Source organism: Caballeronia sp. AZ10_KS36 (genome assembly GCF_023631105.1).
GTDB lineage: Bacteria > Pseudomonadota > Gammaproteobacteria > Burkholderiales > Burkholderiaceae > Caballeronia.
In genome coordinates, this window is the sequence record NZ_JALQDQ010000045.1 from 25,520 (window position 1) to 48,713 (window position 23,194).

The window sequence follows — 23,194 nt, forward strand, 5'->3', positions numbered from 1 at the left end:
GACCGAGGCGATGACTAAATGCCGTGGCCGTGCCCATAACTTCACCGCATACCGACAGCTCGGCGCATCGCTGCCGTGATGCCCTGCCGCGTGCGATGGAATCCCTGCCACGGATCGGCCTTAAGCGAATGCATACGCTGCGCGCCGGTTTTGACGGTCCACTGGTCTGCCCGGCCGATGTCGTTTAGCTCGTCCCACGAGATGGGCATGGACACGCCCATGCCTGATCGCGCACGCGCGGAGAAAACCGCGACGTACTCGCCCCTTTGCTGTTGCGCAGATAGTCGATGAAGATCTTCTTAACCCGGTTCTTCGGTCCCAGCACGGCCGAAAACCGCTCAGGCATGAGCCGCGCCATGTGCCGCGCGACCGCCTGCGAGAAGTTCTTGACCTCGTCCCACTGCTGCCGGCGCGTGAGCGGCACAACGATGTGAAAGCCCTTGCCGCCGCTCGTCTTGATGAAGCTCTTGAGGCCGATCTCGTCGAGCAACACCTTGGAGAGCGTCGCGGCGTCCACCATCATCTGCCATGACAGTTCGGGATCCGGGTCCAGGTCGAGAATGAACCGGTCGGGATGATCGAGATCCGGTTGTGCCGCATTCCAGCTATGCAGCTCAACCACGTTCATTTGAGCCAAGCCAATTAGCGCCTCATGGCGGTCCACGACCAGCAACGGCGGATGCCCCGGATGCAGTTCAACCGGTAGCCGCGTGATGCCAGGGATTTTCGAGCGCTCTTCATGTTTTTGGAAGAAAAGCTCGCCGTGGATTCCTTCCGGCGCTCGCACTAGCGAGACCGGCCGATCTTTCAGGTATGGCAAGGCGAACTCGGCAATCTCGTCGTAGTAGCGCACGAGGTCGACTTTGCGCAGGCCAGTGACGTCGTCAATGATCCGCTCGGCATTGGAGACTTTGACGCCCGCAATGACCAGCGTGCGCGCGCGGGCGGGTGTCGCGCGCGTTGTGCCCTTGCTCTGGGGCAGACTCTCCGGCTCCTCGATGTCAACGACGGTCTCTTCGGTCACGGCGGCCGCGGGCTTGTCCTCGCGCATGCCTTGGAAGACCGGATGACGCACTTCGCCGGCGGGGGTCCACTCCAGAAACGACGCCTCAACGATGAGTTCGGGCTCCAGCCAGACGAAGTCGCGATCCTTCTCGCGCGGCGGCGGATTATAGAAGGGCGCCTCCGCGCGAATGAGTGCCCTCGCCCTTTTCTTCAGATCGGCCAATGGCCGAGGCTTGAGTTCGGCTTTGACGGTGCCGGCAAAGCGCAGGCTGCCGTCACGCTCGTGCACGCCCAGCATCAACGACCGCATCCCCGACTTGGCGCCCGCGAGCCGCGTGTAGCCGCCTACGACGAACTCTTGGCGCATCAGACATTTCAGCTTGATCCAGTCGGTTGAGCGTCCGGAGCGATAGGGCGCGTCCGCCCGTTTGCCGATGATGCCTTCCAGCCGCATCCGGCAGGCGGAAGCGAGCAACGACTGCGGATCGTCGGTGAACGACTCGCTGAACCGGATGCGCTCGCTCGGCGTTTGGGCGATCAACTCGCCGAGCAGCTCCCGTCGGTGTGAAAGAGGCACCTCGCGCAAGTCGCGCCCATTTAGGAACAGGATGTCGAACGCGTAGAACGTGAGTTGTGCGGTGCTGCGCCGATCGAATGCGTTCTGTAGCGCGTTGAAGTCCGGGAAGCCGCTTTCGGTCAGCACCACGACTTCACCGTCGAGCCAGGCACTGTCGACAGGCAAGCTCTCGATGGCGCTCGCAAGCGCCGTCATTCTGTCCGTCCAGTCGTGTCCGCCGCGCGTGATGAGCGTGGCTCGGCCCCCGTCGATGCGGCACATCAAGCGATAGCCGTCGAACTTGATTTCATAAAGCCAGTCGCCGGTCGCCGGCGGCCGGCTCGCCAGCGTGGCCAATTGCGGCGCGATCGACTCCGGCAATGGTTCGCCACCGGATCGGCCGCGTGCGCTGGAGGCCCGATTTCTCATGTGCTAACTCGAAGGGTCATCGATCACTCGAAGCCGCGCTCGCGGATAGAGCTGCCCGGCAAGTTCCAGCGCCTCTTGCTTCTCAGCCACAATCGCCACGAAGACTCCTCCCGGGCGTTCAGCAGCGGGAGCCTCGATGCGCCATCCCGCATGTTCGTCGCGCCGGATGACAACCTCGGTCAACCGGTCGATCACTGGTCGTCATAGCGCAGCACTCCAGAAGGGCTCTGCCCAGACCCAGCGCAAAGTCCTTGCCCGTGCCGTGTGGACGTCCCTAGAAGTTCTCTTCTATCCACGCCTTCGCCCAAGCGATGGCGCGGTCATGCGCCGCTCGCTCGGTGTCAAAGTAGCCGATATCGGAAAAGTGAAAGATCTGGCCGTCAGCCTCGTCCTCAGTGGGTTTGCGCTCGACCTCGCACCATGAGTGCCAATGGTGGCCGATTCGTTGCGGTCGCGAGTCAATGGTCCATTCGCGGTGCTCGATCTTTCTTGAGAATTCGTCGTTCGGCGGTGGCATGTGGCGCGTTGTGGGCATGGTCGTCGTTTCGTACGTGGAATCGATCAAAGTATCGTAGTCGGCGCGTTTTGTGCTGACGATTGAGCGAAGCAGTTGGCAACGGCATTGTGCCGGTCCCAGGTCGGTCTCCAAAGCCCAAGCCGTCATTCGCTTCCGAAGCAACGACGAAGTTCCTCCGCCGATCCGAGCGGTGGAGGTTGGTGCGAAACAAGGTCATGCCGATCGAACGAAGCTACCGTCGCCGGATACCGATAGCAAGTGTTGAACCTTCGGTTCGTCAAGAACCGTGGGCCGAGGCCGTTATAGGGAGCTTAGTTTCCCTGGCCGAGGGGCTACAGCGGCAGCGGTCGCACTTACGCCTCCCCCTACGATGCAAACCACACTCCTTCACCTGCCATCCACGCCGCGCCATCGCGCCATGGCCGCCTCTGCGGCGGCTTTGTTAGTCCTTGCCGCTGTCCTCGTCTGGCCGCATGCCAGAAATGCCGGGCCGGTCATTCCCGCCTTCTTGCCGGTCTTCGCGACGTGGGTCACCGTCACCGAAGGACTGACTGCGCTGCTGCTCTGGACACAGTACGCAGTCTCGGGACGGCTGCTGTTCGCGGCGCTCAGCGGCGCCTATGCGTTCACCAGCGTGATCGCCGCCATCCAGTTACTCGTGTTTCCTGGAATATTCTCGCCAACCGGTCTGCTTGGTGCAGGGCCGCAAACCGCGATCTGGATTTGGGTGTTCTGGCACGGCGGCTTCCCAGCCCTCGTGACGGCCTCATTGATATCGCGCAGGGTTCCATCGGACGTCGCGCGCCGGGCACGGGGCAGAGCGATTGCCGTGAGTGCCGTTGCCGTGGCGGTCGGCCTATGCGCGCTCGCCACTGTCGGGCAAGCGCACCTTCCGCCGTTTGTCGCGCAGTCCGGCTCCTATTCGCAGCTATCGAGCAGCCCCGCCGGACTCATTGTCGAGGCGATATGTCTGGCCGCGCTCGGACTGCACGTGTCCACTACCCGCGTGCGGTCGCTGATGGACCTATGGTTAGGGGTCGCGCTTCTCGCCGCGCTGATAGACGCGACGCTGACCCTGTCGGCGACGGCCCGTTACAGCGTAGGCTGGTACGCCGCGCGCGGGGCATCGATGGTTTCATCGACCGCCGTCCTGGGAATGCTCATCTATGAGACGACGGGACTCTACCGGAGTCTGTCCGACACCCACCGACGACTGGTCGAGACGTCCGCGCGCGACGGACTCACGGGCGTCTTCAACCGCGCCTACTTCGATGAACGCTTTGCGCGCGAGTTCTCCTCAGCTTGCGCGAGCGGCGAGCGCTTGTGCGTCCTGCTGATTGATGTGGACCACTTCAAGCCATACAACGACACGTTCGGGCATCTCGCGGGCGATGAGTGCCTGAAACGAGTTGCGAGCGCCCTTACGAGCGCTTTGCGTCGGCAGAGCGATTTCGTCGCGCGTTACGGCGGTGAAGAATTCGTCGTGGTGCTGCCTGCCTGTGGACCGGCGGCGGGACTGCGCGTCGCGCAATCGCTGAGAAATGCGGTGGAGAAGCTCGCTAATCGCTCGGCCTCGCCGAGCGGCGCCCCGGTCACCGTCTCGATCGGATTAGCTTGCACGCTCCCCGACCAGCCCGAGTCGGCGACCGCCTTGCTGGGGCTCGCCGACGCCGCCTTGTACCGCGCCAAAGCGCGCGGCCGCAATCGGGTGGTCGATGCACCTGAAGTCGCTGCGCGCGCGACCGCTTTGAAGAATACCGTCGGCCGCGAACGATTCAGCCACTAATTCGGGCCCCGGCGCGGAACGGTTGGCCGTTTGATGTGGCTCGGCCAGTCCGGCACGGGCGGTTCCCTGCGATCCACGACCGCCATTCCATGGGCAATGGCAAATTGCCTGGCCGATAAGGCGGACGGGAACTGGCCGAGCGCACCGCTCGCGTACTTTTCGCCGTTGGGCTTTGTCACGACGGCCATCGCGGTATAAGACTCGCCATCGTCGACCGCGCTGGGCGACAGCGTGCACCCCTTATATTGAACCTCGTACCCAGCTTCCATTACCGCCCTGCTCTCAGTTATCTGTTCTTTTCCAGATACTAGAGCAAGTGCGGCAATTAGTACACGTCCGTCATTCGAGTGCAGCAAAAATTGCGGATTAGCTAGCGAACCGTTGTGGCATTGCGACGGACATAGTCACGCTCGTCTGCCGGCGTTTCATCCGACGCCTCCGGCATCGCGGTCGCAGGCGGAAGCTGAGCGCTTACGTAAGCCAGCTTCGCCCACGCGAACGCTTCGTCGCCAATGGTTCGCGAATCGCAGCCCGAGTAGGAACAGAAATGCTCGAAGTTGTCGAGCGCGTTATGGCCGTGCTGATCAGGCTCCAGTCGACGCACCTTCAGAATCTCCGACAGCATTTGATGCGGGTTTCCATAGCACATAGCACCCTCCTTTTCCTCATCCCATGCAGAGCAATCAGTGGTCCCCTGTCGCGCGGGTGCTGCGGTCCTTTCTCCCTCATGTGGTCCTGCGATTGCTCGACGACAGGGGTGGACGAAAGAGCGACATGATGATTCCCGACGAAATAGCGACCAGGGAGCTTGCCAAAGCCGAGGCGGAAATAGCGAAGTGGGAACACAGGGTTCTCAGGCAGCGCAACCATATCCTCACCTATCCGCTCTTTGGCGGCATCGACTTGGAACTATCCAAGCAAATCCTGGCGACTTACGAAGCGGCGTTGGCGGACGCGTACCGGCGCCGTAATCGCCTGCTCCCTGGATAGAGCCGTTTGGCGACGACGCTCAAGGGAAGCCTTTGCCGCCCGATGCGCCATAGACCTGCCCGGTCACGTAACTTGCTTGCGCCGACGCAAGGAGCACGTACAGCGGCGCGATCTCGGCGGGCTGGCCGGGGCGGCCCATCGGCGTTTCTTTGCCGAAGTTCTTCAAGTTCTCCTCTGTCTGCCCGCCGCTCACCTGTAGCGGCGTCCAGAACGGCCCCGGCGCAACGGCGTTCACGCGTATGCCGCGCTTGATCATCTGCTTGGCGAGTCCCTTGGTGAAGTTCGCGATGGCCCCCTTGGTCATGGCATAGTCGAGCAGATTCGGCGAGGGATCGTAGGAATTCACGGACGCTGTATTCACGATGGCCGAGCCCGGCGGCATATGCGGGATCGAGGCTTTGGTGATCCAGAACATGCCGTACAGGTTGGTACGAACGGTCCAGTCGAAATCCTCGGTGCTGATGTCGAGAATGGAATCGTGCGAATGCTGGCGGCCCGCGTTGTTGACGAGGATATCCAGTCCGCCGAGCTGGCTGACCGCCTGTTCGACGAGCTGCTTGCAGAAATTCTCGTCACGGATATCGCCGGGAATGGACACGCCCTTGCGGCCCGCCGCGCGAATAAGGTCGATGACTTCTCGCGCATCGTTTTCCTCGGCGGGCAGATGGACGATGGCCACATCCGCGCCTTCGCGCGCATAGGCGATGGCCGCCGCGCGCCCGATTCCTGAGTCGCCGCCCGTGATGATGGCCTTGCGGCCATTCAACAGCCCGCTTCCGCGGTACGTCGTCTCACCGTGATCGGGACGCGGGGTCATCTTGCTCGCGAGTCCCGGCCACGGTTGATGCTGGACCGGGAAGGGCGGATGCGCGTTCAACGCGCGCGGGTCCCGCGGCGCCGCTGACGGCGATGCGCCCGACGGGCCAACCATTCCGCTAGTACCGCTTCCCCCAGCGTTTCCCTCGTTGGCGCCTTGTGCAAGCGCAGCGCCGCCCGCGAGCATGGCGGCAGCGCCTGCCGTGGCGCTTTGCATCAGCTTGCGGCGAGACAGCGACATTTCTTCGTCCGACATCGACAGCTCCTCAGGACACGTCAAGTGAATGCGACCTTCGCGCAAGCCCCATTCCCAATGCACGTGACGCCGGCGTGTCGGTCGTCAATTTCCCAAGGACGAAAAAAACCCCCGAGACTAGCTCGGGGTTGTTCGAAAGTGCTGGCAGCCAACCTAAGCTGCCTCCGCAAAAAGGCTCAGTTGCGGCCGGTCTTGGCCCAACAGCGCACCGTGCTCGGCATCGCTGAGCGCATTCGACACGAGATGCAAGTCCAATTCGGCCGCCGTCAGATTAAGACGTAGAGCGAGTCGCGCGAAGTACTGCCCGCGCTTGGCCATGTCCTGATACCGCTGCGCCATGCCGGTCGGCAACTTCACGATGCCCTCATTCAGCCAGAAGTGCGCTGAGTCGATCGCGTCGCGGTGCTGCGTGTCCAGCGTGAAGACGGTGTCATAGGTACACGTCACGAACGCACAGGCGGCTTCCGCGTCCACGTCAAACTGCGTGGCTTCTTCGAAATACACCGTCTGCTCGCCACCGGTCGTCCGCGCATAACGCCCGGGCCGACCCGGATGCCGATACGGATTCCACTGCTCGGCATCGAACGAGCGCAGCCCGACCGAAGGCGCATCGCGGTCGTACTGGCCGACCGGATACCAGCCGTGCAGCACGATGTCAGTCTTCGGCAGGCCGTCGAGCTTCGGAACCGGATACCGGCGCCCAAGCACGTTCACGTCGTGCCAGACCGCCAGCGCCGGAAACGCGTGCGGCGCGTAGTGATGCATCGACAGAAAGAAGTCGATGGCCACCAACTGCTGCGGCGTCACGAACTCGAACTGCGCCTCGCACAGCATCCGGTTGTGCTCCGTATCAGGGATAGAACCGTTAGCGAGGTCGGCCGAGTGCTCTTCAGCCCGGTCCCGCTCGGCCGCGTCGATGCTGATCAGCATCTTCAGCAGATCGACCCGCGTCGTGTAGCTGTAGGTGTCCGCCTGAATGCGCGTGTAACCGGCCTCACTCAACGAACGACCCACCAACTCGCGCCGGGACATGTCCCACTGGATCGCGAGCAGATAGTTGCGGAAGTCGTTGAGCGGTCGAAGATGGCCGTATTGCTCATCCTCGATCATGGCCTCAAGCGACTTGTCGCGATCGCCGGCGACGCAACAGAAGGAGCACCCGAAACGCGAGCCGCACGCGGCGCGAGCGCCCGATTCGCCCACCACGACACCGCACGTTCCGCCGTTCCCTGCCCGGTAGATCTCGGACAGGCGGTGAATAGTGCTTGGCGCCAACGGCGAGCGAAACGTCATGCCTTCGTCCGCGGACAGCAGCGCGAGCATCGTCCACACATCATCGGACGTCCATTCGCTTAGCGGGCTGAGGGTCAACGCCCCGGTTCTGCTTCGGACCGCAACCTCGGCGCTGTCGCGTCGTTCTGCCATTGCAACGGCACGCGAAGTACTCTCGTCCTTCCGCAGTCCGAGCACGGTTATGACTTCGCGAGCACCGTCATCTGCGGCTCTGCGTTCAAGCAGCGTTCTGAGTCGGCCTCCCGGCCGTACCTTCCACTCGTCGGCGCAGGCTCTCGTCCTTCTACCGTCACGCACGCCATTCTCAGGCGTGCGCACCAACGTGCCGCGCCCTATCGTCGAGACCACGAACTGGCTGGCCAACGAAGGCGTCGTCACGTGGACTTGCACCGGCAATGCCGACGCTTCGATATACAACTGCAGCTCGTCCAGCACCGAGTGCAGGAAATTTGCGATCGTTGGGTTCTCGATGGTCGTGTCGGCCGACTGAACGTGGTGGGTGATCGTCGTGCCGCCGGCACGGCGAATCGCCTCCACCATCAACACCAAAGCACACGTGCTGTCCTTGCCGCCCGAATAGGCGCAGCTGAGGCTATGGCCCTGTTCGATGTATCGCTGCATGACGCTGATCGCAGCTTCCATCTTGATCAAAATTTCGCTTTCCATATCCGCTCCAGATGAAGACAGGAGCGACCCTTTCGGGGATGCGCTCCCGAAAAGGGTTGAAGGATGATGTTTCGTTAGATAAACAGGTCGGCTGTCGCTCGTTGCGCCTCTTCGAGGCCATCGTGCGCAGCCGCAAACATGTCGCCCTGCCGCGTCGCGCGGTCGAGGCGCGGCAGCGTCTTCGCATACCGGCTCACGCTGGTGCCGTCGAAGCTGTCCGCACCGGCCGCCGCACAGATCCGAATGCGCCGCGCGGAATTGACGCGGCCCACGTGCAGATAGCAATGACGGCGTCGCGCGAGCGAGACCCAGACGTGCGCGGTCTGCTCTTTCCATTCCGTGGAGCCGCCGACGAAGATGCCGACGGCGGGCGACAGGAATGAGGCGACGTCTTCGACCTGCATGCCGTTTTGGACGGCTATCAGCATCCGGCACGGCATGCCGCGCAGGCGTTCGAGCCACTTCAACGAGTAGTCGAGCGAGGCCATGCCACCCATGACGATGTCTGGAACGACGAGCCACTCAGCGCGCTCGCCCAACCGCTCGACGGCGACGGAGAACGCATGCTCATCGAAAGGCTCGCCTTGCTGGTAAGCCGTCCACGCGCCGTTGTCCAGCGCGTATCGGAACCCTTCAGTACGCAGTTCGCCCTTGGCCGAGACCAGCAGGCGCCAGTCCGCTCCCTGCAATGCAGCCAGGTTGCGACGCGTGCCCGTGCGACTTGCGTAGCCGACGATCGGCTGCCGGTGCATGGCAATCCGCTCTTCGACTTCCGGATCGTCATCGGCAGAACCGTCGACGCCGTAGTATTCCGCGTACGCCATGAAAGCCTGCGCGTGCCCGAGCTTCTCACCATTGGCGTACTGTTCCAGCCACGACGGAGTCATTGCGGCACTCCGTTGCGTGGCTGAACTCTGCCGCCGATGATGAGGAACGTCTTCGTGTCGACGTTCCTGACCCACGGTCTCACCTCGCCGGTCGGCGAGGGCGTACCGGCGATGTAGTCAATCGCCGCTTCGAGATTGACGAACTGCTGCGGCGATGCGCCGAGCTTGGCTGCTTCGAACATGAAAACACTCCACAGAAGATGCGGAGCGACCCCTGCGGGCCGCTTGCCCGCGAGGGATAGAAAGATTGGTGGCGCTGGTGCGCCGGCGATCAGCGTGCGTTTGGATCAGCTACCTTGACGCGTGTCCACCAGCGACCGCCCGAAGGCAAGTTTCTGACGAAAGCGAACGCCTCGGCTTCTTCGCGCGTGAGCTCGATGATGCTGCCCTTGAGAATCGCCGCCTGTAGATAGACGACGTTCGCGAGCGCGACTGTCCCGTGCTGCTCGGCAATGCCGGTCAGCGTTTCGACTGCATCCAGCAGTTCCGTATGGAATTGCTTCGCGTCGGCTGCAAGGTTCAGCGAGACGTCTGCGTTGCCGATAGCGGCTACGACCGCGTCACACTGACCCTGCGGATCGTCAGGCTCGTATTGCTCGGGCTTGATCCAGCTTCGGATCACCATGTCGTTGAGCACGTCGTCGACAAAATCGGTGCATGAATAGGCCATGAGGGGCTCCCTACAAAATGAAGTTGGGCTGGCCGTTGTCAGATGCGACGCAGGCGACCGGTATCGAAAGCAGACGAGCCGCGCAGGTACGGCGGGCGGGACTGCGACTGTGATTGCGACTGCGCATTTGCGGGTGCAACATGCTGCGCGGGCGGCTGGTGAGCGGCCGCGTGAGATGGAGACGGACTACCGGCTGCCGCGAGCAGCAGCATCAAAAGATTTGCCATAGGGAGAAGCGCCGCGAGGCGCGAGAAAGAGATCAGAAAGACGGGAAGCGCCCCTTGCGGGGGCGACTCCCCCACAAGGGTTGAAGAGATTTCAGGCGGCAAGCGCCTGAACGTCGATTACGGCATCGGCTTCTGCAACAAGCTCAGGCGTCTGGGAGATGAAGAACTCCCGCTGATACCCACCTTGGCGCAGCACCTCGCGCTTCATCCGCATGAACTGCACTTTGCGCTCGGGGTCGAGCGGCCCGTCTGACTCGTCGCTGAACAAGGTCTGATACGGCTGACCGGTGTTCTGCGCAAGATAGAGGGCGATGCCACGCGTGAGACACTCGTTGATCCAGACCTTCTGGCCACCAGACATCACCGATACCGACTTGCTGCTGTCGGAGTCAGAGTCGTGGACGACGATCTCGAATCCCTCGCGCAGTTCACCGCTTGCGAGCGCACGCTGCGTGCGGATCTCAACGGTAAAACGCATGCCGTAGCAAGCGAGCAGAAGCTCGTTGACGGTGTGCGTAAGCGCAGGTCCCGCATCGTCGATCGTCAGAGCGATAACGCCGTCGTTCCCGAGGCCCTTTGCCAGCAGCTTCCAGCGGGCGATCTCGTCGGACAGGCGATCAGCACGCGACTGCGTGGCCGAGTACTTGTCCAATTCGACCGCGAGCGCCTGAGCTTCCGCCTGAAGAACGCTCTGGGAGCGGATCAACGCTTCGATTCGACCATCGAGCGACGCAACAGCTTCACGATTCGCTGCAATGTCGCGATCGAGCCTCGCGATTACCGCCGTCACATCGACAGCGGCCAGTCGCCCGACCTCTTCGGCGATGCGTGCAAGCTCGGTTGCCATACGCGCCTTCTCAGACTCGTATTTCGCCGAGCGCGCGGCGCTCTCCTCGGCAATCGAACGTAACTCCGCCTGGCTGGTTTCTAGTCCGGCGATCGCTGCATCGAGAAGCGGCTTGCTTGCGGCAAGCTCTGTCGCCGTCTGCAACTCACGGCGTAGCTTTGCGGCCTCGTCGTTGATCGCCAGCATGTCGACCCGTGCCGCCGCCAACGAGGCCGGCACCAGCGCGAGCGCGTCTGCTTGCAGTTTCTTCTCGCGGTACGTCGCACGAAGAGTCGCAATGGAGACACGCTGCACTTCCGCTTGCGCTTTCGCCTGCAACGCCTGCGTGAGCAGCGGGCACTGACCATGCATCGAATGGCCGACGCAGGGAACCTGGTCAACCACCGCGGCCTGCTTGTTCAGCGTCTCGAAGTGCGCGGCCTTCGTCGTGCCTTCGCTCATCAAGCCGGACAGCGACGCCTCGAGCGTGCTCAGCGTCGCGCGCTTGGTCTCAAGATCGGCGATGTCACGCTGCAAGGGACCGACTTTGTCGACCGCTTGCGCGATCGCCAACTCGATCTCTTCTCGCTTGGCCGCTGCGCCCAGGATGGCGTCGCGTCGCGCAAGGGTGGCCTGATGCGTGGTCACCGTTCGAGAAAGCACCGCGACCCGCTGCTGACTCCGAGCCGCTGCTGCCTGCTCGTCATCGGCCGAGCTTTTCATGGCCCGGTTCAGCTCGTCGCGACGTACGCCAAGCTCACGAAGGCGGGCTTCGGTGGTCGCCGATTCCGCCTGCTTCGCCGCGAGCGTTGCGCGCTCTTGAGAGAGCTTGCTCGCTTGCCCAAGCGTGGTTTCACGCTGCGCGCGAGCCGCCTGCAGTGCACTGCCCTGCGCAATGATCGACTGCTCGACCTCCGCCTTGCGCTGCCGCTTGCCCGCGAGGGCACCGAGTTCCGACTGGATTGCCTCCAGCGACTTTCCAAGCACCTTCGCCACGTCGCCAGCTTTCGCTGACAACGCCTTCAGGTGATCGATGCCGAGCAACTCCGCAAGGAGCGTCTTGATCTCGCCGGCACCGTAGGACGCGAGCGGCCTCCGGTTCTGCGCGGAAAAGACGCTGGTGAAAAACGTCTCCAGGGAGCCGTTGATCGCCTCGACGCACCGGTTATACGACTCAGCCTTGCCGTCCGACACTGTTCCATCGGGCAGCGAGACAGGACGCCATGTGCCGTCGACACCGCGATAGGCGAGGTAGTACTCCGCCTTGCCTGTCTTGCCGGGCTTGCGGAACGTGAAGGAAGACCGGTAGCGGATGCCATCGTGCTCCCATTCGAGTTGCTTAAGCGCGCTCGTGCCGCAGATATGGTCCCAGTAAAAAAAGGCGTCGACCGACAGCTTCGACGCGCGCGACGGCATGATCGGATACGGGTGCAGGTTGTCCATAAGCGTGGTCTTGCCCGCCCCGTTAGGGCCGGTCAAGGCGATTAGGCCATCCGGCAACGACTCCAGATCAAGCGTGACGCTTTCGCGCTTCATGCCATCGCGCACGCCAACGAAGCCTTCCAGTGTCAGTTTCAGAGGCCGCATGACAGGTCCTCCGACACAGTCATCGAAGACGACATCGCTGCCATCTGCGAATAGAACGCGTCGTCATCCTCGTTGGGAAACGGCTCGTTCATTACGACGGTCGGCACAGACTGCGCCGCCGCTTTGGGCGCTTGAAGCGTTCCGTCTAGTGCGGCCGCCACGTTGTCGCAGACTCTGCCGAACTCGCGACGCGCGTTCGTCAAAAGTTCGGACCAACCGCTATGCCCGGTGAGGCTGCGGATCTCGGCAGGCGACCACTGGCTTGCATACCCTTCCTGATACGACCACAGAAGGTGCTGCATTTCAACGGTCGGCGTGACGGCGATCTCGCAAGCGCTGCGGATCGTGGCGACCAGCAACAGCGTCTGACCGAACTGCGCCAGCACTGCGCCGCGGTGTTGACCGAACGGTTGATGTTGAATCGCAGCGGTAAAGCCGGCCAGATCGACCAAAGACTTTTGAAGATCACGCGATGAGCAGTCGCCCAACGCAAAGGTGCGAACCCAGTTCGGGCCAGCGGGATAAAGACCAAACATGATGCACTCCGTTATGGTGGGCGGAATGCGGCCCCGGTAGGGATCGCTCCCCGCCAGGGTGAAAGAGGAAATGAGACTGCTAGAGACAGGGCCTGCCACTACTAATCGATGCGTCAAAGACGCGGTGAAACCTCTGTTTCGATAGCGACGATGACGGTCGGCTATCGGAACACGGCTTGCGTGTTCAGGCGAAGGAGCCTTGCTGGCCTCCCTTGCATGCGCGGCTACCTCACTTGCTAATTAAGCCGCGAACAAATCATCGTTGAGCCACGAAAGCTGATCTGCCGAAGCCGACTCGACGATTTCCACCGTCGCATCCGGCATGGGCAGTGCATCGTCGCCAACATCGCCATCCGGAGCTACGTGGGCCGTCACCGGCGCAGGCTCGAATATGCTCGACGATGCCTCAGCGTCGCTCAGTCGCGCCAGCACGCCAGCGGCGATTGACTCCGCGTCCCCCGTTTCCAACAACTGCAGCCGGTCAAGCAAGGGCGCCGGATCAACATCGGTGTGCTCACACCAGCGCTCGAGCTTTCGGTCAATCGACGTCTCGAGGCTGATGCCCTGCGCGCGTGACCGGACGACGGGAAGAATGCGAGCTTCGACTTTCAGCTCCGCCGCGTTGCCGAACAGCGCCGCGATCGCGTCGCGGTCCACTGACTGTTTGTGCTCTTCGTCGACCTGCCAACGAATACGAACGAACTTGTCGGTCGCATCCGCCGCCAGTTCCGCAAGGCGCTGCATGTCGGGCGGTCCGTCAAAGTCGATGCAGACCGTCTGCCGCGATGGCGTAACGATCAGATCGGCTCGCGCGTTTCCCACCTGCACGTCCCACATCAGGAAGCCTTTGTCGCCTTCTTCCCCGTAGTGGAATCGCCCGATGGATCCCGGATAGGCCACGACGCGGCCGGCGCGCTCCCACTGCTGCGCTTTATGGATGTGCCCAAGCATGAAGGCGTCGCATTCGGCTTCGAACAGGCTGCCCAGCGAGAACTCGTGATCGAAGCCCGCCATCGTGACGCCGTGCTCGGTCGTGCAACCGTTGACCGTGCCGTGCGACACGCCGACGGTACGTATCCCCGCCGCTCTGAGCTGCTGGTTGATGCGGCCAGCGGCGACCAGATAATTGCCGAGCACAGCTTCGAGGCCGGTACCGGCTTCCTTGGCACCCACCGCGGCCGCCAGTTGCCCCTTGTTGACCGTGGGCAAGCAGGTGAACACGACGTCAGCGCCAATCGCGAGAACCTCGCGAAGCTCCTCGTCCGAGAACACCGGACCGTCCGAGGGGTAAAACCGCCCCTCGTGAAGGCTCACCTGCTGCACGCGTTCCGCAACGTAGATCTGGTGCGTCGTCGCCATCAACTCGAAATTGCGCAGCGTGCCCGGAGGCTCATGCGAGAACGTGCCCTGCAGCATCAGGACCGGCATGCTGCCGCTCAGACCGTTAATGCGGCGAGCGAGGCGGTTCAACGACGGCGCGTGTGCGTCCAGACGATGGTCCGTCGCATCGCCTGAGATGACTGCGACGTCGGCGTGCGCCAGCACCGCGTGGTCGATGCCGAAACCGAAGCATCGGTCCGACTCTTCGATGTTGCCCGGCGCGTAGTGCAGGTCAGAAAAATGTGCGATCTTCAAATCGCCTCCTATAAATGAAAAAGGCCACCCGAAGGTAGCCAGTATTTGCGGATGCGCCGTTCGGGCGCACTAAGAAAGGGATTAAGTTGACAGCGTGTCGCGGACTTTCATCAATGCCTTGCCCAGGAGGTTCTGGCCACGCCACTTCGTCTTGTCCGTGATGTCCGGGTGATGTTCGCCCAGACCCACACCCCATATCGTGTCGTAGGGACTCGCCTCGACAAGCTCGGTCGGCGCCGTCGCGAGCAACAGCGTTCGCAAGCCGGGATGCTGCGCGAACTTCTCGCGGCATCCGACATAGACGATCGACTCGCGCTTCACCTTCCACATTTCGAGGTCGAAGCCTTTGACCTTGCGGCCGAGGGCTTTTTGTTCCTTCGGGAGATGTGTGGCGAGCACAGCCTGGGCGATGTCCTCGTCGCCGAACAGCTTGGCTTTTGAAAACATCATGAACTGCTCCACCGACCGAAAGTCAACGTCATGGAAGGTAAAGCGGCACGGATGCCAGTTGCTAAAAGCGTCCTCCGCGCCGAAAAACAGCGTGAAGTTACCGACTCTACGCATCGGAGACTCCTTCGCGTGAACAAGTAGATGGGCCGCCGAAGCGGACGGATTCGATGCGCAGGTTTGAGCGCGGTCGAAAACATTTGAGCAAGCGGTTCTTGCTGAAATGCTCTCATGCGCGAGCGAGAAAGGCTGTGCCACGGACAAAGGATGCCAGCCCCCGGAGGGGACTGGCCAAGGTTAGACGTAAGCAGCTTGTGCAATCGCGTCCTGAATTTCGACGTCAAGCGAGGCGGGATCGTCGAGCGCCGCTTTGAGGCGTGCGTTCATCGCATCCACATCAGCGATGCGCTCGATCCAGCCGCGACCGAAGGTCTGGTGCGCGTATTTGCGAAAGCCGTTCTGACGCTCCGGCTGACTAAGGCCCAGACGATGCAGCAGGTCGGACATACGGTGACGCTTGTCTTCCAGCGTCTCATCGGGGTCGGGGGAGTCGTCGTCATGACCAGCTGCGCCGTCGATGCCCGATGGCTCGCCATCGCCTGCCCGGTCGGCCTCAGATTGCTCCTGCTCGGGCTGAACGACCGGATCGCCAATCGACTGTAACGTCCCGTCTGACTCCAACAGGGCCACCGCACGACTGGCAGCATCGAGCGCCGGTTGAGCCTCGTCCGCGCCGTCCAACAGCGCGCCCAGGTCGATATCGGCATCGAGCACCGTCAGCATCTGCTTCTGACGTACGGCCTGGCCGTTGTCGTCAATCCGCGTGATGTCAAACTCTTTCTTCGAGAGCCAAAAGCGCGTGCCGGTGAGCCTGCCACGCGCCAATGCCACGGTCTGCATCGCCGAATACGCTTTCTGCAGCACGTAGATGGAGTTGGTCGGCAACTCGATCAGCCCAAGTCCCTTCACGTCCGGAACTGCAAACAAGAAGTTTGCGGTCAGGTTGCACTTGCGGTCCTGATACTGCGGACAGACGTGAGGATCACAGACGCCGTCGGGAATGTCGTCGTCTTGTCGGTGAACGACCAGTCGCCCACCGAAGGATCGCCGCGCCCGCTGTGCGCGTGCGTTACGCTCGACCGGTGCATACGTCTTGCAATAGCGTTTGCCGTCGCGGTCGTACTCCGAGAAGTACTGTCGCCCGGTTGTGGTGTACGCGGCCATCTGATTCGGCACAGTGCGCAGCCAGTCGTCGAAGGCGAACATGATCGGGAAGCGGTATAGCCGCAACCCGTGACCGCGATCTTCGCCATAAAGCCGAAGGATATCGTCGGCCGTGTCCGGATTCGAGAAATCCGAGCGTCTGCAGACGAAGTAGTCGACGTTGCGCGGAATGAGCGCGTTGCGCAGCTTCAGCGACGTTTCGAGCACCTTGCCGATGGCTTCGAACGACTCGCCCGCGGCCACCATGTCGTTATAGAGCTTGACTGCTTTGTCGTTGGCTTGGTGCGCCCGCGTAAGTACCTTGATACCGGGTCGAATCTTGCCGATCGTGGGCGGGCGAATAGCTCGTTCTTCAACGAGGCTGCGCGGCGCGTGATCGAACATCTGAACTACTGCATTCATGACGGTTTCCTCGCGAGAAAGAAGATGGCGTTGGTCCGCAGTGATTCGGCCTGAGATTGCATCTCTCGGGCTGCCGCACTGCCGCGACGTTCGCTGATATGGGAAATGAAGACAGAGCGCTCTGCGTCGCTGAACATCGCGACTCGAGCGACTTCGCACCGCTCACGCCAAACGGGGGACGTGGTGTCCGCCTGCTCGCGCTCGGTATTGATTTGATGCGTGATGGCCTCGGCGATACGCTGATTGAGGCGGTCGGGCAACAGCATGGAACAGCACCTCCGTTGAGAAATGTCCGGCCGCAGGAAGCGACAGACGAAAAAAAAGCCCGCTCCGGTGAGGGAGCGAGCTTCGTGAAATAGAAATAGAGACCTACGCGCCACGTCCCTTCCGGGGACGTGGCGAGCAGGGAGCGGCCGGCATAGCCGGTGGCGCTCGGTCAGAGAACGTAAAGTCGTTCTCGCGCAGCATGGTCACGCCGCGCAACAGCCCTTTTCGGAATTACTTCCGCCGCAGGAATCACGGATCAGCCAACTTCGATCGTTCTACCCAGATCAGGCTCTGGAGAGAGAACACCCGAAAACCCGGGTTCGAACGATGTACCGGCGCAAATGAATGCAGCACAGGGTACGAGTATCACGGCTGAAATTGGGGAGTGTGTAGCGAGCACACTCAGCACAAGGAAGATTTCCACACCGGTAGCTATCCGGTCGGCGCATGCCAACGCACGAGGCGGGCACGACTTGCAGAGAAAAGATGGACTCCGGGCTTGGAGTCGAGGTCGATGCGTCGGTGACGCGGGGAATGGAGTTGAGTATCCGGGTTAATGACGTACGCGTGTGCTCGAAAGCTCACGAAATTCATATAGCTTTCGCCCGTTCGACTCTTGCCTAATCAATGAAAATTATATGTGAGAGAGAACACAGACATACCGAAAATCCCATGGCCGTTATTGACCTAGAAGCGCCTGACGAAGACCCTAAGCAAACCGCTGCGCTCGGCAACGAGCGCGCTGCGCAGAGCGGGCTGCGTCCGTTGAACCGCCTGACGAACGACAGTCGTCTCGCTCGTATCAACGGCGACACGCTGGCAAAAACGGAACTGCCGTACTACTCATTGTTCGCGCGTGAATTTCTCCGCGCCGACTTCAACTTCGCCGCCGCAAAGATGACCGTTGCGCGCGGCGGCAAGCTGATCGCGATCGAGTCGGAGTTTCGAACTGCCGAGGCGTTCATGAAGAAGGCGCTCGCATGGGCAGGTAAGTTTCCAGGTCGACGTGCACCGACTCCGCCCGAGATGGTCACGCTTGAAATTAAGCACGCCATGTCCGGTCGTCTTGTGCGACTCCTCTCGATGTATGACCAGCTTTTCCTGAAGACGGTGGAAGCGCTGATGGCGAGAACCATGACGGCTCAAGTGCGCCAATCCGCACTGGAGGCTGCCGAGGCACGCATCAATCAAATCCCTTTCTTGTGCATGCCCGACAACGACCGCTTTGCGCCAGAAGGTGTGCTGCTTCCGGACTCGGATCGTACTCACTGACATCGGGTATGGCTGCCCTGCGCTTCGCGTTTGGCGCGCCGTGGGGCTGGACATGCTCGACCTAACAACGACGGGAGGACCCCGCATGGACTTACGCGAAATTCAACGACTGCATGCGCAGTTCGCACCTGACTCGATGACCATCGATCTGCCGCGGCAAATCGCTGCGCTCCCGGCGCCGACCGACCTGACGGCAGACGCCAAGACACCCACGCTCAGGCTGCGGCTTCCGAAGGCGGCGCCTGTCGCTCGACGAAGCGTTGTCGCAATTGCTATCGCCGCTGTCGTGGCTATGGCGGGAATGGGAGCCGCGTCGTTGTACAAGTCGGTGGGCGCGCCCTCCGCGCACGAAGTAAAGAAGACCGCCGCGCAGCCCCAATCCAACGGAAGCGAAAGGCCGGCAACGGAAAAACCGGCGACGCGCCCAATCGACGCCGAGCCGCCTCATCCGGTAGCGCTCGCTCCGATGCTGACGGGAAAAGACGTTGCTGCCGCTCCCCCAATCGGCCTGACGGCTGACCAGTTCAAGAATTCGCTGGGCACAACGGGCGGCCCAGCAGCGAGCGCGACCGCCAACAAATCCGCTCCTCCTCTCTCGAACGATGTGCAACGCGCGGCTGCCTCGCCTATTCATCAAGCGCGTCGCGAGGCAGAGCTGGCTAGTCAGGCTCCCACTCAACCAGTGGCGTCAGTGCCGGCCGCGCAAGCTGCGGCGCAGCCTGCCGCCGACGAACAAGCGTCGCAACAACACGCGGCACCGGCCCGTACGCACAACTACCGTCATCGCTCGCATTCGCGGGATGAGCAGGTAAGCGATGGCGACACGGGTTCGGCTGCAAGCAAGAAGTCAGCGCCTGCGAACCGCGGCGGGGCGAACGAAGTGCAAATGTTTTAAGGAATCGACACCATGAAAACCGAACTCAATATCACGCTTATTGCGCGCGGCTGCGCGATCTCCGGCGACATGGTCGTGGATCACGGCATTTCGTTCTTCGGCCTGCTCGACGGCGGCATCATCTCGACGCAGGGTCTGCTGCACATAGGCGAAGGCGGACTCGTAAAGGGCTCCGCGCAGGGCGAGCACGTTCGCATTGACGGGCGCGTCGACGGCGATGTGCACGCGCGGGGCTCGCTGGAAATCAACGGCCAAGTGTCGGGCGACATCTTCTACTCCGGCACGATCCGTCTTGGGCCGCGTGCGTCCTTGAACGGCACGCTCAAGCGCGTTGCCAGAATGCTGACGATCGAGGCAGATTCGACGCCGGACGAAGGGCCTATCGCCGGTCCGCGCCTGGATGACGTGAAAGGCCACGAACGCGCGGAATCAAATGTGACAGAGCTCTCCCGCGCAATGGCCTGAGTCTCTATGAGCCCCATGATGTGCCGATAACGGGTCAAAGTCTTAAGAACCCCGACCATGAAACCGATTGACCCGATCTTCGATTTCCTCACCGTGACGTGGGACGCGGCAGCGCAAGAAGCCGCGTTCGAAGGCCATTGCTTTTGCATGCTCGACACCGGGCGGCTTGTGAACAGTCAGGCAATGACGCTGGGCACTCCGCACTGGAACCGCCCGGCGTACAAGTCAGTCGTGACGTACAAACTGGCTATGCGTCAGAAAACTTAGGGTTTGACTGAATCCTCGTCTCCCGCACGCTCGACCGAGATGGATTGCCGCCCGCTTTTGAGCGGGCTTTTTTTTGCTGCGTATGGACGTCACGGGTCCACGTGAGGGTGAGTGACGACGGGTTAGCACCGCCCAACGAGTTGGTATATTTGCGCCCTGAAGCCCGGACGCATATAACGGCGCGATGCCTTCCACAGATGTGACAGCTCTGGTTGCCAGCGTCTGCACATCCCGACGCGCTTGCGCTCTTCGCGCAACGCATTCAGAAACTCGCTTTCGGGCGTCGGGGCGGCGTCGGGCATTGGTGGGACTCAGCAGGAAGTCTCCGACGTTCCCCTTGACCGCGTGGCCGACCTCGCCGCAATAGTGCTGGAGGGACGCTCTCCGGAGAGCGTCCCACTGCGGCTGGGCATCTCGTTAGTGTTTTGAATTTTAAGCGCAAAAAGGCTGTTACAAAATGAGCCGGATATTCACCCCCCCCTTAGTCGGCTCACTTTTCGTATTGTGAAAGCCTGTCGGGGCTGCCTTTGCGCGTGGTAGTTCCTAAATCAGCCGGTCGATTTGCTTAAATTTCGCCGGCTAGCGATACCCGGCAGATTCGGAGTTAAGCCGCGATAGCGCCCTGGTTAAGCTGCGCTTCGATCACAAATCGGGACTCGAAGTTTTTTGACGTTCCCGAGACCATTAACGATTCGCGAGCACGCGTCATGGCGACATAGAACAGCCGCCGCTCTTCTGGCTCGGTCGATTTCGGGTCTGGGACGATCGTCTCCTCGCTGCGGGCAATCCAGACGTGATCCCATTCCAGCCCTTTGGAGCTGTGCATTGTCGTGAGAATCAGAGAGCCCGGTGTCGGCTCATTGTTGTCTTGGCGCAAAAACAGCAGCCGCTCTGCGAAACTGCCGGACAGGCGCGACAAGACGTCGTTCGTCGCCTGAATTGCGCGGATTGCGGAATCCTTCTTCGCGTACTTCAACATCCACTCGGCGACGCCCGAGAGCGTCAGCGAATAGAACTTGCGATCGCACAGGCTTTGCCATTCAGCGAGCCGCTTCATAAACTCGCGATAGTTCGTCGCGACGTCCTCGGGCAGCCCGAGATCAACCAACTCCGCCCGCCCCTTCTGCGTCAGTTCCGCACCCATGTCCGCGTGGAGGGCGCGTAGCTGTTGGGCGGTAAGTCCAAGGTGCGCCAAGACCGCATCGAGGCCGGTGTCTTTGATTCGCTCCACGATTTCAAGCAGATTGCACATCAGCGCACCCTCCGGGCGGCTCAGGACGGACGCGCCCGATGCCCGGTAGTACTTGATGCCATGCGAGCGGCAGACTGCCTCAAGGGGGTCTAGTATGCGGTTGGTACGCGCCAGGATCGCGCACGACTGCCCTTTCGCGAGCAAGGGACCGAGCACCTCGACCGCCGCCGTTGCCTCCTCGTACTCGTCTGGATGGCGGGACGTTTGCACAGTACCGCCCGAGCCCTTTTCCGCACGCAGCACTTTTGCGATGCGGTCGGCGTTATTCCGAATCACCCGGTCCGCTGCGCCCAGAATCTCTGCACGGCACCGGTAGTTGCTGCCCAAGACAACGGGCTTTGCGGCGAACGACTGGATGAACGACTCCATGCCCCGATAGCCCAGCGCCTCGCGGAACGCGTAGATGCTCTGGTCGTCGTCGCCCACGACCGTCACAATCGAACCGGCCTTCGCATGAAGCTCGATCCACCGGTACTGCAGCGGGTCGGTATCCTGAAACTCGTCAACGAGGAGATAGGTGAACGCGTATGGGGCAATGGTGCCTTGCTCCATCCCCTCCACAGCGAGGCGCAGCATGTCCTGAAAATCAATCTTGCCGTTACGCGCAAGCGCGTCCTGATAGGCGTGATAAAGCTCGCCGTCGGCAGTGTCCGGATCGCACCGCCCAAAATTGGTCTTGATCTTCTCGATCGTTGGAATGACGTCTTCTGCCTTCCCGTCGCGCCCGAGTTCCTGCATCACGCGGATGAGGAGGCCAAGCCGGTCGCCATCGGAGGCGATATCAAGCGCCCGCGCGCCGGGGCGTTTCAGTTGCTTGAAAGCGAGGGAATGGAAGGTACCGGCGATCAAGCGCTTCTTCGCCGACTCGCCGGCGGCAACCAGGATGCGCTCGCGCAATTCCAGCGCGGCGTCCTTCGAGAAAGTGACCGCGCCGACCGTCGCGGCGCTGTCTTGTAGCAGCAGGGCCGCTTTCGTGGCGATGGTTTTCGTCTTGCCTGCGCCCGGGCAGGCGATCGCCACGCAATGCTGGCGCAACTGGGCGACTTCCCGTTGCTGGGGATTGAGTTCGTCCAGCATCGCGCCCTCCTTAGTTGCCGCGGACCGTCGTCATCAGCTTCAGGTGCGTCATGTACCCGCGAATGCCAAGCGGGTTGAAGCGTTTAAGGAAGTTGACGGCTTCGTCGTCCACGTCGGACTGATCGCGAATGCCGTTCCACACCATGAAGTCGAAGTGATCCATCGCCCGGTCGAACTTCATGATGACGCCCAGCACGCGCATCGAAAAGCGCGAATACGCTTCGACTTCGATGTCCATCGCGGGCATCGGGATCGTCGGCTCGAACACGAATTCCTTGTTGGCCCGAAGCTCCGCTTCCTTTTGCTGGCGGAAGCCTTCGGCCACGCGCAGTTGCTCGTCAACGTAGCTCTCGATACCCCCGAGCAGCTTTTCGAGCGCGCTGTTGACCACGTCCTTGTCGTTCTCGCCGAAGGTCGAGCGGCCGAAACGCTGCATGTTGATGCTCATGCGGTTGATGTACGGCCACCACTGCTCGAACAGCGGCTTCAGGCGCGTATGGTTCAGACGCACGCGGGCGGTCACGACTGCCGCGCCCGAAAGCTGGCGGTCGAGCAACTGACGACCGATTTCACGGCGGCGCTTGATGATTGAGATACGCTCAGCGGCAGGCAGATCGCGGAACAGCTTGCGCGTCTTGGCGACTTCCGCCCGCTTCATGTCGGCGTCGTCGGTGGAAATCACGCCTTCCTTCTGGAGGCGGTCCGCATCGGCCTCCATCTGCGTCAACTCGCGCTCAAGCTCGCCGTCGTCCGCGCCGTCGGTCGTGAGCGGCGCCTCGGCCGTACCTTGTTCAAGTGCGCTCAGCGCGACCTTCTCTTCACTGCCGGGTTCGACAACCGTGCTCATTCGCCGTTTCTCCTGTCTGGACCGCATCGGTCCCGTTTCATCGTTGGGGATCAGGCAAGCAAAGCGCGTTGCCCATACTCAACATTGTTGCGGCGGT

23 protein-coding genes are annotated in these 23,194 nt (G+C 61.8%); 6 read left to right on the top strand and 17 right to left on the bottom strand.

Going from position 1 to position 23,194, the window contains the following annotated elements; all coding sequences use genetic code 11:
* Window positions 1-41 precede the first annotated feature (41 nt).
* The 3 genes from ligD (NCR35_RS30055) to NCR35_RS27415 form a co-directional block, all read right to left on the bottom strand.
* Window positions 42-221 (bottom strand): non-homologous end-joining DNA ligase LigD, encoded by a 180-nt coding sequence (gene ligD / locus NCR35_RS30055; protein WP_350029235.1) that lies wholly within the window; start codon window positions 219-221, stop codon window positions 42-44.
* Window positions 185-1,990, bottom strand: coding sequence for a DNA ligase D (gene ligD / locus NCR35_RS27410; RefSeq protein ID WP_350029236.1), 1,806 nt, complete (start codon window positions 1,988-1,990; stop codon window positions 185-187). Before ligD (NCR35_RS27410) ends, ligD (NCR35_RS30055) begins: the two co-directional genes overlap by 37 nt.
* A 274-nt stretch (window positions 1,991-2,264) precedes the next feature.
* The gene (locus NCR35_RS27415; RefSeq protein ID WP_250537064.1) at window positions 2,265-2,654 is read right to left on the bottom strand and encodes a hypothetical protein; all 390 of its coding nucleotides are present in this window, start codon (window positions 2,652-2,654) and stop codon (window positions 2,265-2,267) included.
* A 223-nt stretch (window positions 2,655-2,877) separates the two neighbouring features.
* Between NCR35_RS27415 and NCR35_RS27420 the strand changes: the two genes are divergently transcribed.
* The gene (locus NCR35_RS27420; protein ID WP_250537065.1) at window positions 2,878-4,293 is read left to right on the top strand and encodes a sensor domain-containing diguanylate cyclase; all 1,416 of its coding nucleotides are present in this window, start codon (window positions 2,878-2,880) and stop codon (window positions 4,291-4,293) included.
* Window positions 4,294-4,663: 370 nt separating this feature from the next.
* Here the strand turns inward: NCR35_RS27420 and NCR35_RS27425 are convergent, their stop codons facing one another.
* The gene (locus NCR35_RS27425) at window positions 4,664-4,942 is read right to left on the bottom strand and encodes a hypothetical protein (protein WP_250537066.1); all 279 of its coding nucleotides are present in this window, start codon (window positions 4,940-4,942) and stop codon (window positions 4,664-4,666) included.
* Between the two features lie 125 nt (window positions 4,943-5,067).
* On the opposite strand from NCR35_RS27425, the gene NCR35_RS27430 reads away from it, so the two are divergent.
* Complete coding sequence (locus NCR35_RS27430) at window positions 5,068-5,283, top strand: hypothetical protein (RefSeq protein WP_250537067.1); 216 nt, start codon at window positions 5,068-5,070, stop codon at window positions 5,281-5,283.
* 19 nt (window positions 5,284-5,302) lie between these two features.
* On the opposite strand, the gene NCR35_RS27435 is transcribed toward NCR35_RS27430, so the two are convergent.
* From NCR35_RS27435 to NCR35_RS27485, 11 genes are all read right to left on the bottom strand, one after another.
* Complete coding sequence (locus NCR35_RS27435) at window positions 5,303-6,355, bottom strand: SDR family oxidoreductase (RefSeq protein ID WP_250537068.1); 1,053 nt, start codon at window positions 6,353-6,355, stop codon at window positions 5,303-5,305.
* 153 nt (window positions 6,356-6,508) lie between these two features.
* A complete protein-coding gene (locus NCR35_RS27440) occupies window positions 6,509-8,314 on the bottom strand; it encodes a phosphoadenosine phosphosulfate reductase domain-containing protein (RefSeq protein WP_250537069.1) in 1,806 nt (601 codons plus the stop codon).
* Between the two features lie 74 nt (window positions 8,315-8,388).
* Complete coding sequence (locus NCR35_RS27445; RefSeq protein ID WP_250537070.1) at window positions 8,389-9,201, bottom strand: hypothetical protein; 813 nt, start codon at window positions 9,199-9,201, stop codon at window positions 8,389-8,391.
* A complete protein-coding gene (locus NCR35_RS27450; protein ID WP_250537071.1) occupies window positions 9,198-9,383 on the bottom strand; it encodes a hypothetical protein in 186 nt (61 codons plus the stop codon). The genes NCR35_RS27445 and NCR35_RS27450 overlap by 4 nt, the downstream gene beginning before the upstream one ends.
* A gap of 89 nt (window positions 9,384-9,472) precedes the next feature.
* Window positions 9,473-9,871: a hypothetical protein gene (locus NCR35_RS27455; RefSeq protein ID WP_250537072.1), complete on the bottom strand. Its 399-nt coding sequence runs from the start codon at window positions 9,869-9,871 to the stop codon at window positions 9,473-9,475.
* A gap of 318 nt (window positions 9,872-10,189) precedes the next feature.
* The gene (locus NCR35_RS27460; RefSeq protein WP_250537073.1) at window positions 10,190-12,511 is read right to left on the bottom strand and encodes an AAA family ATPase; all 2,322 of its coding nucleotides are present in this window, start codon (window positions 12,509-12,511) and stop codon (window positions 10,190-10,192) included.
* Complete coding sequence (locus tag NCR35_RS27465; RefSeq protein ID WP_250537074.1) at window positions 12,499-13,047, bottom strand: hypothetical protein; 549 nt, start codon at window positions 13,045-13,047, stop codon at window positions 12,499-12,501. The genes NCR35_RS27460 and NCR35_RS27465 overlap by 13 nt, the downstream gene beginning before the upstream one ends.
* Window positions 13,048-13,287: 240 nt before the next feature.
* On the bottom strand, window positions 13,288-14,682 hold the full coding sequence (locus NCR35_RS27470) for a metallophosphoesterase family protein (protein WP_250537075.1): 1,395 nt from the start codon (window positions 14,680-14,682) through the stop codon (window positions 13,288-13,290).
* Between the two features lie 81 nt (window positions 14,683-14,763).
* Entirely contained in the window at window positions 14,764-15,387 is a 624-nt protein-coding gene (gene ybiA, locus NCR35_RS27475; RefSeq protein WP_250537076.1) for a riboflavin biosynthesis intermediates N-glycosidase, read from the bottom strand.
* Between the two features lie 39 nt (window positions 15,388-15,426).
* Window positions 15,427-16,755: a recombination directionality factor gene (locus tag NCR35_RS27480; protein WP_250537077.1), complete on the bottom strand. Its 1,329-nt coding sequence runs from the start codon at window positions 16,753-16,755 to the stop codon at window positions 15,427-15,429.
* Window positions 16,752-17,018, bottom strand: a complete 267-nt coding sequence (locus NCR35_RS27485) for a DUF7696 family protein (RefSeq protein WP_250537111.1) — start codon at window positions 17,016-17,018, stop codon at window positions 16,752-16,754. Before NCR35_RS27485 ends, NCR35_RS27480 begins: the two co-directional genes overlap by 4 nt.
* Before the next feature lie 676 nt (window positions 17,019-17,694).
* Between NCR35_RS27485 and NCR35_RS27490 the strand changes: the two genes are divergently transcribed.
* From NCR35_RS27490 to NCR35_RS27505, 4 genes are all read left to right on the top strand, one after another.
* Window positions 17,695-18,294, top strand: coding sequence for a DUF1845 domain-containing protein (locus NCR35_RS27490; RefSeq protein WP_250537078.1), 600 nt, complete (start codon window positions 17,695-17,697; stop codon window positions 18,292-18,294).
* An 85-nt stretch (window positions 18,295-18,379) separates the two neighbouring features.
* Complete coding sequence (locus NCR35_RS27495; RefSeq protein ID WP_250537079.1) at window positions 18,380-19,189, top strand: hypothetical protein; 810 nt, start codon at window positions 18,380-18,382, stop codon at window positions 19,187-19,189.
* Window positions 19,190-19,201: 12 nt separating this feature from the next.
* Window positions 19,202-19,654 (top strand): bactofilin family protein, encoded by a 453-nt coding sequence (locus tag NCR35_RS27500; protein WP_035967790.1) that lies wholly within the window; start codon window positions 19,202-19,204, stop codon window positions 19,652-19,654.
* Window positions 19,655-19,711: 57 nt separating this feature from the next.
* On the top strand, window positions 19,712-19,921 hold the full coding sequence (locus NCR35_RS27505) for a hypothetical protein (protein WP_250537080.1): 210 nt from the start codon (window positions 19,712-19,714) through the stop codon (window positions 19,919-19,921).
* 604 nt (window positions 19,922-20,525) lie between these two features.
* Here NCR35_RS27505 and NCR35_RS27510 read toward each other — a convergent pair.
* Window positions 20,526-22,250 carry an ATP-dependent helicase gene (locus tag NCR35_RS27510; RefSeq protein WP_250537081.1) on the bottom strand — a complete coding sequence of 575 codons (1,725 nt, stop codon included), beginning with the start codon at window positions 22,248-22,250 and terminating at the stop codon, window positions 20,526-20,528.
* A 10-nt stretch (window positions 22,251-22,260) separates the two neighbouring features.
* Window positions 22,261-23,097 (bottom strand): ATPase, encoded by an 837-nt coding sequence (locus tag NCR35_RS27515; RefSeq protein ID WP_250441929.1) that lies wholly within the window; start codon window positions 23,095-23,097, stop codon window positions 22,261-22,263.
* Window positions 23,098-23,194 lie beyond the last annotated feature (97 nt).

Coding starts and splice junctions, on each gene's coding strand:
- ligD (WP_350029235.1), bottom strand. CDS start 221: ATGGGCGTGTCCATGCCCATCTCGTGGGACGAGCTAAACGACATCGGC.
- ligD (WP_350029236.1), bottom strand. CDS start 1,990: ATGAGAAATCGGGCCTCCAGCGCACGCGGCCGATCCGGTGGCGAACCA.
- NCR35_RS27415 (WP_250537064.1), bottom strand. CDS start 2,654: ATGACGGCTTGGGCTTTGGAGACCGACCTGGGACCGGCACAATGCCGT.
- NCR35_RS27420 (WP_250537065.1), top strand. CDS start 2,878: ATGCAAACCACACTCCTTCACCTGCCATCCACGCCGCGCCATCGCGCC.
- NCR35_RS27425 (WP_250537066.1), bottom strand. CDS start 4,942: ATGTGCTATGGAAACCCGCATCAAATGCTGTCGGAGATTCTGAAGGTG.
- NCR35_RS27430 (WP_250537067.1), top strand. CDS start 5,068: ATGATGATTCCCGACGAAATAGCGACCAGGGAGCTTGCCAAAGCCGAG.
- NCR35_RS27435 (WP_250537068.1), bottom strand. CDS start 6,355: ATGTCGGACGAAGAAATGTCGCTGTCTCGCCGCAAGCTGATGCAAAGC.
- NCR35_RS27440 (WP_250537069.1), bottom strand. CDS start 8,314: ATGGAAAGCGAAATTTTGATCAAGATGGAAGCTGCGATCAGCGTCATG.
- NCR35_RS27445 (WP_250537070.1), bottom strand. CDS start 9,201: ATGACTCCGTCGTGGCTGGAACAGTACGCCAATGGTGAGAAGCTCGGG.
- NCR35_RS27450 (WP_250537071.1), bottom strand. CDS start 9,383: ATGTTCGAAGCAGCCAAGCTCGGCGCATCGCCGCAGCAGTTCGTCAAT.
- NCR35_RS27455 (WP_250537072.1), bottom strand. CDS start 9,871: ATGGCCTATTCATGCACCGATTTTGTCGACGACGTGCTCAACGACATG.
- NCR35_RS27460 (WP_250537073.1), bottom strand. CDS start 12,511: ATGCGGCCTCTGAAACTGACACTGGAAGGCTTCGTTGGCGTGCGCGAT.
- NCR35_RS27465 (WP_250537074.1), bottom strand. CDS start 13,047: ATGTTTGGTCTTTATCCCGCTGGCCCGAACTGGGTTCGCACCTTTGCG.
- NCR35_RS27480 (WP_250537077.1), bottom strand. CDS start 16,755: ATGAATGCAGTAGTTCAGATGTTCGATCACGCGCCGCGCAGCCTCGTT.
- NCR35_RS27490 (WP_250537078.1), top strand. CDS start 17,695: ATGGCCGTTATTGACCTAGAAGCGCCTGACGAAGACCCTAAGCAAACC.
- NCR35_RS27495 (WP_250537079.1), top strand. CDS start 18,380: ATGGACTTACGCGAAATTCAACGACTGCATGCGCAGTTCGCACCTGAC.
- NCR35_RS27500 (WP_035967790.1), top strand. CDS start 19,202: ATGAAAACCGAACTCAATATCACGCTTATTGCGCGCGGCTGCGCGATC.
- NCR35_RS27505 (WP_250537080.1), top strand. CDS start 19,712: ATGAAACCGATTGACCCGATCTTCGATTTCCTCACCGTGACGTGGGAC.
- NCR35_RS27510 (WP_250537081.1), bottom strand. CDS start 22,250: ATGCTGGACGAACTCAATCCCCAGCAACGGGAAGTCGCCCAGTTGCGC.
- NCR35_RS27515 (WP_250441929.1), bottom strand. CDS start 23,097: ATGAGCACGGTTGTCGAACCCGGCAGTGAAGAGAAGGTCGCGCTGAGC.